This window comes from Actinosynnema sp., from assembly GCF_052038725.1.
In genome coordinates this window covers 1-7,937 of the sequence record NZ_JBQGCX010001387.1, presented here as the reverse complement: position 1 = coordinate 7,937, position 7,937 = coordinate 1, and the positions used below count along the sequence as shown (strand labels likewise).

6 protein-coding genes are annotated in these 7,937 nt (G+C 70.0%); all 6 read left to right on the top strand.

Going from position 1 to position 7,937, the window contains the following annotated elements:
• Window positions 1–82 precede the first annotated feature (82 nt).
• Window positions 83–1,000 (top strand): carbohydrate ABC transporter permease, encoded by a 918-nt coding sequence (locus tag ACTUAL_RS29370; RefSeq protein WP_440902513.1) that lies wholly within the window; start codon window positions 83–85, stop codon window positions 998–1,000.
• 1 nt (window position 1,001) lies between these two features.
• On the top strand, window positions 1,002–1,892 hold the full coding sequence (locus ACTUAL_RS29365) for a carbohydrate ABC transporter permease (RefSeq protein WP_440902512.1): 891 nt from the start codon (window positions 1,002–1,004) through the stop codon (window positions 1,890–1,892).
• A 50-nt stretch (window positions 1,893–1,942) separates the two neighbouring features.
• Window positions 1,943–3,292, top strand: a complete 1,350-nt coding sequence (locus tag ACTUAL_RS29360; RefSeq protein WP_096493027.1) for an ABC transporter substrate-binding protein — start codon at window positions 1,943–1,945, stop codon at window positions 3,290–3,292.
• An 84-nt stretch (window positions 3,293–3,376) separates the two neighbouring features.
• Window positions 3,377–4,915: an alpha-N-arabinofuranosidase gene (locus tag ACTUAL_RS29355; protein WP_440902511.1), complete on the top strand. Its 1,539-nt coding sequence runs from the start codon at window positions 3,377–3,379 to the stop codon at window positions 4,913–4,915.
• Window positions 4,908–6,647, top strand: a complete 1,740-nt coding sequence (locus ACTUAL_RS29350; RefSeq protein ID WP_440902510.1) for a beta-galactosidase — start codon at window positions 4,908–4,910, stop codon at window positions 6,645–6,647. The genes ACTUAL_RS29355 and ACTUAL_RS29350 overlap by 8 nt, the downstream gene beginning before the upstream one ends.
• A 157-nt stretch (window positions 6,648–6,804) precedes the next feature.
• Window positions 6,805–7,845 carry a LacI family DNA-binding transcriptional regulator gene (locus ACTUAL_RS29345; RefSeq protein ID WP_440902509.1) on the top strand — a complete coding sequence of 347 codons (1,041 nt, stop codon included), beginning with the start codon at window positions 6,805–6,807 and terminating at the stop codon, window positions 7,843–7,845.
• Window positions 7,846–7,937: the final 92 nt, after the last annotated feature.

Sequence of the window (7,937 nt, the reverse complement as noted above, 5' to 3'; positions counted from 1 at the left end):
CGTTGACACACTAGCAGCGCATCACATATGTTGACGTTGACACACGGCGCGCTGACGCCCGATTTCTAAGAAGGTCTCGTCGATGACGACTCACAACTCCGCGGTCCTGGCGGACGACGGCATCCGCCGGCGCGAGAAGCGCGACTGGAAGGGCTGGGCATTCGTCGGCCCGTTCATGGTCGTCTTCGCGCTGGTGTTCCTCACCCCGCTCGCCTACGCGCTCTACCTGAGCTTCTTCCAGGAGAAGCTCATCGGCGGCACCGCCTTCGTCGGGTTCGACAACTACGTCCGCGCCCTGACCGACCCGCAGTTCTGGGAGGCGTTCGGCCGCGTCCTGCTCTTCCTCGTGGTGCAGGTGCCGATCATGCTCGCCCTCGCCCTCGCGGCGGCACTCGCGCTCGACAGCGCGCGCCTGCGCGGGGCGTCGTTCTTCCGCATCCTGATCTTCCTGCCCTACGCCGTGCCGGCCGTCGTGGCTGTGCTCATGTGGGGATACATCTACGGCGACCAGTTCGGCCTGACGAGCAACATCAACGACTTCCTCGGGGTCGACGCGATCACCCCGTTCGCGAAGGAGTGGATGCTGATCTCGATCGGCAACATCGTCACGTGGGAGTTCGTCGGCTACAACATGCTGATCTTCTACTCGTCGCTCAAGACGATCCCGACCGAGATGTACGAGGCCGCCTCTCTCGACGGCGCCGGCGCCTGGCGCACGATCTTCTCGATCAAGATCCCCTCCGTGCGCGGAGCCCTCGTGATCGCGACCATCTTCTCGATCATCGGCAGCTTCCAGCTCTTCAACGAGCCGAACATCCTGCGCCCGCTCGCCCCGAACGTGATCACCACGTTCTTCACGCCCAACATGTACGCGTACAACCTGTCGTTCGCCGGGCAGCAGTTCAACTACGCCGCGACGATCGCCATCATCATGGGCGTCATCACCGCGGTGATCGCCTACGTCGTGCAGCTGCGCGGCTCGAAGTCGGAGGTGCGCTGACATGGCACTCCCCCTCGCCCGCCCCACGAAGAAGCGCAACGACCCGCTCAACCCGCGTGCGTCGAAGACCCTGCTCATCGTGATGATGCTGTACGCGCTGTACACGCTCGTCCCCCTCGTCTGGCTCCTGTTCAGCTCGACCAAGACCCAGTCGGGCCTCTTCAGCTCGTTCGGGCTGTGGTTCGCCGACGACTTCGCGTTCTTCGACAACCTCGTCGCGACGTTCTCGTACCGCGACGGCATCTTCCTCCGCTGGCTCGGCAACACCCTGCTCTACGTGGTGGTCGGCGCCGGCGGCGCCACGCTCCTGGCGACCATGGCGGGCTACGGTCTCGCGAAGTTCCGGTTCCCCGGTCGGCGCGCCGTGTTCGCTGTCGTGCTCGGCGCGGTCGCGGTGCCCGGCACGGCCCTCGCGGTGCCCACCTTCCTGCTGTTCAGCGAGCTGGGCCTGACCAACACCCCCTGGGCGATCATCATCCCGTCCCTGGTCAGCCCGTTCGGCCTCTACCTCATCTGGACCTACGCGGTGGACGCGATCCCGGAGGAGCTGATGGAGGCGGCCCGCCTGGACGGCGCGAGCGAGGTGCGGATCTTCTTCTCGGTGACGCTGCGCCTGCTCGCCCCCGGCATCGTCACGGTCGCGCTGTTCGCGGTCGTGGCCACCTGGAACAACTACTTCCTGCCGCTGATCATGCTCAGCGAGCCGGACTGGTACCCGCTGACCGTCGGCCTGAACCAGTGGAACGCCGCCTCGGTCGGCGCGGGCGCCCAGCCCGTCCAGCACCTCGTGATCACCGGCGCGCTGATCACGATCATCCCCCTCGTCGCGGCCTTCCTCTTCATGCAGAGGTTCTGGCAGTCCGGCCTGAGCGCGGGCAGCGTCAAGCAGTAACCCCCGAGCGGTACCCGAGTCTCCCAATGAAGCGAGAGGACAAACCCCCGATGTCTACCACCAGCCGCCGCGCGCGGGTGGCCGTGGCGATGGCCGCCGCGCTCACCACCGCGCTCACCGCCTGCTCCTCCGGTGACAACGCCGCGAACGAGCCCGCGGGCATGACCGGCACCGCTGACGCCGTCGACGCCGCCCTGAAGGCCGGTGGCGAGATCACCTACTGGAGCTGGACCCCTTCGGCGCAGGCGCAGGTCGACGCCTTCATGAAGGAGTACCCGCAGGTCAAGGTGAACTACGTCAACGCGGGCACCAACAAGGACCAGTACACCAAGCTGCAGAACGCGATCAAGGCCGGCTCGGGCGCGCCCGACGTGGCCCAGGTCGAGTACCAGGCCCTGCCGCAGTTCGCGATGACCGACTCGCTGCTGGACCTCGGCCAGTTCGGGTTCAACGAGTTCGAGAAGGACTACACCGCCTCCACCTGGAACTCGGTGAAGGTCGGCGGCGGCCTGTTCGGCCTGCCGCAGGACTCGGGCCCCATGGCGATGTTCTACAACAAGGAGGTGTTCGACCAGTACCAGATCCAGGTCCCCAAGACCTGGGACGAGTACGTCGCCGCCGCCGAGAAGCTGAACGCCGCGGACCCCACCAAGTTCATCACCGCGGACTCCGGTGACGCCGGCTTCGCCACCAGCATGATCTGGCAGGCGGGCGGCAAGCCGTTCACCGTCGACGGCACCAACGTCAAGGTGAACCTGCAGGACGAGGGCGCCAAGAAGTGGACCGAGACCTGGAACAAGCTGGTCTCCAAGAAGCTCACCGCGCCCACCATCACCGGCTGGTCGGACGAGTGGTACCGGGGCCTCGGCAACGGCAGCATCGTCACGATGATCAACGGCGCCTGGATGCCCGGCATCCTCGAGGCCTCCGTGCCTGACGGCAAGGGCAAGTGGGCCGTGGCCCCGATGCCGACCTACGACGGCAAGCCCGCGACCGCCGAGAACGGCGGCGGCGGCCAGTCCGTCATCAAGCAGAGCGCCAACCCCGCGCTCGCGGCGGGCTTCGTGCGCTGGCTGAACCACGAGCAGGGCGGCATCGACAAGTTCATCGAGTTCGGCGGCTTCCCGGCCACCACCAAGGAGCTCGAGTCGGACAAGTTCCTGAACTTCGAGTCCGCGTACTTCGGTGGCCAGAAGATCAACCAGGTCCTGTCGCAGGCGGGCAAGGACGTCGTGAAGGGCTGGGAGTACCTGCCGTTCCAGCTGTACGCCAACAGCATCTTCAACGACAACGCCGGTAGCGCCTACGCCAACGCCAGCGACCTGAACGCGGGTCTGGCCTCCTGGCAGAAGGCCATCACCGAGTACGGCAACCAGCAGGGCTTCACCGTCACCAACTGACGCCCCTGACGCGGGGAGGCCGGGACACCTCCCGGCCTCCCCGCGAGCACCACGCACCTCCGCCAGGACAGGAGACCGGACGACATGGTCGTCAGCATCGACGCGGACCTCGCCGACGCCATCGGGCCGGTGCCGCGCAGGCTCTTCGGCTCGTTCGTCGAGCACATGGGACGCGCGGTGCACACCGGCATCCACGAGCCCGGCCACCCCGCCTCGGACGAGACCGGGTTGCGCGGCGACGTCCTGGAGCTGGTGCGCGAGCTCGGCCCCACGGTCGTGCGCTACCCCGGCGGCAACTTCGTCTCCGGCTACCGCTGGGAGGACGGCACCGGCCCGGTGGCCGACCGCCCCACCCGCTTCGACCCGGCGTGGCACACGCTGGAGAGCAACACCTTCGGCCTGCACGAGTTCGTGGACTGGGCCGACAAGGCGGGCGTCGAGCCCATGTACGCGGTCAACCTCGGCACACGGGGCATCCAGGAAGCCGCGGACGTCCTGGAGTACTGCAACCTCCCCGGCGGCACCGCGCTCAGCGACCGCCGCCGCGCCAACGGCGCGGAGCACCCCTTCGGCATCACGCTCTGGTGCCTGGGCAACGAGATGGACGGCCCCTGGCAGATCGGCCACAAGACGGCCGACGAGTACGGCCGCCTCGCCGCCGAGACCGCCCGCCTGATGCGCATGATCGACCCGCGCGTGGAGTTGGTCGTCGCGGGCTCCTCCAACGAGGAGATGCCGACCTTCGGCGAGTGGGAGCGCACCGTGCTCGCCCTCACCGCCGCGCTGGTCGACCACATCTCCGTGCACGCCTACTACCAGGAGTTCGACGGCGACGCCGACAGCTACCTGGGCAGCTCGGTCGCCTTCGACCGCTACCTGAGCCGCACCGCCGCCATCATCGACGGCGTCCTCGCGGAACTGGGGCTGGACAAGAAGATCGGCATCAGCGTCGACGAGTGGAACGCCTGGGACCAGCGGCACTGGAACGAGGTCGAGCAGCCCGCGCTGCGCGCCCAGCCGCCCGCGCACCACCCGCGCGTCATCGAGGACACCTACACCGTCACCGACGCGGTCGTCGTCGGCACCCTCCTGAACTCCTTGCTGCGCAACGTGGACCGGGTCTCCATGGCGAACCTGGCGCAGCTGGTCAACGTCATCGCGCCCATCCGCAGCGAGCCCGGCGGCCCGGCGTGGCGGCAGACCACGTTCCACCCCTTCAGCCTCACCGCGGCGCACGCGACCGGAACGAGCCTCAAGCTCTCCGTCGACGGCAGCCCGCGCATCGACACCGCCCTGCACGGACCCGTCGACCAGGTCGACGCCTCGGCGACCTACGACGCCGAGACCGGTCGGGGCGCGGTGTTCCTGGTCAACCGCTCCACCACCGAGCCCGTCGAGGTGTCGGTGCGGCTGCGCGGGGCCGCCCTGCGGCTGACCGACGCCCGCACCGTGACGATCCCGCCCGGCGGCGACCGGCACACCGCCAACACCGAGCACTCCCAGCCAGTCGCACCCACCGCGCTGGACGGCGCGACCGCGACGGCGTCCGAGGAAGGAACGACACTGTCCGCCACCCTGTCCCCGCTGTCCTGGTCCGTGCTCGTGGTGACCGACCATGGCTGAGTTCACCATCGGGGAGCACGACTTCCTGCTCGACGGCCGGCCGCACCGCGTGATCTCCGGCGCGCTGCACTACTTCCGCGTCCACCCCGACCTGTGGGCCGACCGGATCGACAAGGCCCGCCGCATGGGCCTGAACACCATCGAGACCTACACGCCGTGGAACCTCCACGAGCCGGTCGAGGGCACCTACGACTTCACCGGGATGCTCGACCTGGACCGCTTCCTGCGCCTGGTCGCCGACGCCGGGATGCACGCGATCGTCCGCCCCGGCCCGTACATCTGCGCCGAGTGGGACAACGGCGGCCTGCCCGCGTGGCTCTACCGCGACCCCGAGGTCGGCGTGCGCCGCAGCGAGCCCCGATACCTGGGCGCCGTCAGCGCGTACCTGCGCCGCGTCTACGACGTGGTCACCCCGCTGCAGGTCGACCGCGGCGGCCCGGTCGTGCTGGTGCAGATCGAGAACGAGTACGGCGCCTACGGCTCCGACAAGTTCTACCTGCGCCACCTGGTCGACCTGACCCGCGAGTCCGGCATCACCGTGCCGCTGACGACCGTGGACCAGCCGACCGACGAGATGCTCTCGCAGGGCAGCCTGGACTGCCTGCACCGCACCGGTTCCTTCGGCTCGCGCGCCGCCGAGCGCCTGGCCACCCTGCGCCGCCACCAGCCCACCGGGCCGCTGATGTGCTCGGAGTTCTGGAACGGCTGGTTCGACCACTGGGGCGACCGGCACCACACCACCTCCGCGCAGGACAGCGCAGCCGAGCTGGACGCGCTGCTCGCGGCGGGCGCGTCGGTGAACATCTACATGTTCCACGGCGGCACCAACTTCGGCCTCACCAGCGGCGCCAACGACAAGGGCGTCTACCAGCCGACGATCACCTCGTACGACTACGACGCCCCGCTCGACGAGGCGGGCAACCCGACGGCGAAGTACCACGCCTTCCGCGAGGTCATCGCCCGCTACGCGCCCGTCCCCGACGACGTGCCGCCGCCCGCGAAGCCCGCGCCGGAGTTCAGCGTCGAGCTGGACGCCGGGGCGTACGCGCTCAAGGCCCCCGAGTCGTGGGGGACCTGGGAGCGGCACGAGGCGCTGCCCGAGCTGGACGAGCTGGAGTCCATGCCCCGCATGGCCCTCTACCGGACCACCGTGGACAGCGACGTGCCCGCGACGCTGGTGCTGGGCGAGGTCCGCGACCGCGTGTCGGTGTTCCTGGACGGCCAGCCGGTCGGGACCCTGCTGCGGCAGAACCACGAGCGCGCCCTCGGCCTGGACAGGGCCAGCGGCGAGCTGGTGCTGCTGGTCGAGGACATGGGCCGGGTCAACTACGGCCCGCGCCTGGGCGAGGCCAAGGGCGTCATCGGCGGCGCGACCCTGAACGGGAAGCCGTTGACCGGCTGGGACGTCCTGCCGATCGAGCTGGACACCCCGCCCGACGCCGCCGCCACCCCGGACGGCGGCGCAGGCCCGGTGCTGCGGCGCGCGCGGTTCGACCTGGACGAGCCCGCGGACCTGTTCCTCGACACCCTGGGCTGGGGCAAGGGGATCGCCTGGGTCAACGGCTTCTGCCTGGGCCGCTACTGGTCCCTGGGGCCGCAGCGCACGCTGTACGTGCCCGCTCCGGTGCTCCGCGCGGGCGCCAACGAGCTGGCGGTGCTGGAGACGGCCACCGCCGCGACCACCGTCGCGCACTTCAGGTCCGCCCCCGAGCTGGGGCACACGGAGGCGTGACGGACCGCCCCGCGCACCGCCCCTCGGTGCGCGGGGCTTCCCAAACCCGCCCCGGTTTCGACCGAACTCGGGAACCGACAACGATGTCACGCGTCGGAACGGGGGAGGACCGGGCGCGGTGCCGCGCGGGTCGGTGCTGACCCGGGGAGGAGCAGGCGTGAGTGCGAACCGCAGGACCCCGCTGGAGCCGGGAGTGCGCCGCCGCGTCTCCATGGCCGACGTCGCCAGGCTCGCGGGGGTGTCCGCGCAGACCGTCTCCCGCGTCGCGAACGGCCACGCGAGCGTCGTCGGGAGCACCCGCGAGCAGGTCCTCACCGCCATGCGGGAACTGGGCTACCGCCCCAACAGCGCCGCGCGGGCCCTGAAGTACGGCGAGTTCCGCACCATCGGCGTCATCCTGTTCACCCTGGCCACGGTCGGCAACAGCCGCACCCTGGAGGCGATCGTCGCGCACTCGGCCGCCGAGGGCTACGCGATCACGCTCATCCCGGTCGCGGTGCCCACCCAGGACGGCGTGCTGGGCGCGTTCACCAGGCTCGACGAGCTGGCCGTCGACGCGGTCATCGTGATCATGGAAGTGCACCTGCTCGACGCCGCGACCGTCACCCTGCCGCCGGGCGTGCAGGTGATCGTCGTGGACTCGAACGGCGGCGACCGCTACAACGTGGTCGACACCGACCAGGCGCACGGGGCCAGGTTGGCGACCAGGCACCTGATCGACCTCGGCCACCGCACCGTCTGGCACGTCGCGGGCCCGGAGGAGTCCTTCGCGGCGGAGCGCCGGGCGCAGACGTGGCGCGAGACCCTGGAGGAGGCGGGCCTGCCGGTGCCGCCGCTGCGCAGGGGCGACTGGTCGGCGGACTCCGGCTACCGGATCGGCCTGGAGCTGGCCGAGGAACCGGGCTGCACGGCGGTGTTCGCGGCGAACGACCAGATGGCGCTGGGCCTGCTGCGGGCCTTCCACGCCAAGGGCATGGTGGTGCCGCGCGACGTGAGCATCGTCGGCTTCGACGACCTCCCCGACGCGACCTCCTACATCCCGCCGCTGACCACGGTGCACCAGGACTTCACCGAGGTGGGCAGGCGCTGCGTGGAGCGCGTGCTGCGGCAGGTGAGGCACGAGCCGCAGGAGGTCGGCACGAGCCTGGTGCCGACGTGGCTGGTGCACCGCGAGAGCACGGCGCCCCCACCGGCCTGAGCCGCTGCGGCCGGCGCGTCGCGGGCGGGGACACTGCCGTCATGGCTGAACGCGGTGAGGAACTGGTCGCCGAGCTGGTGCGCGCGCTGGTC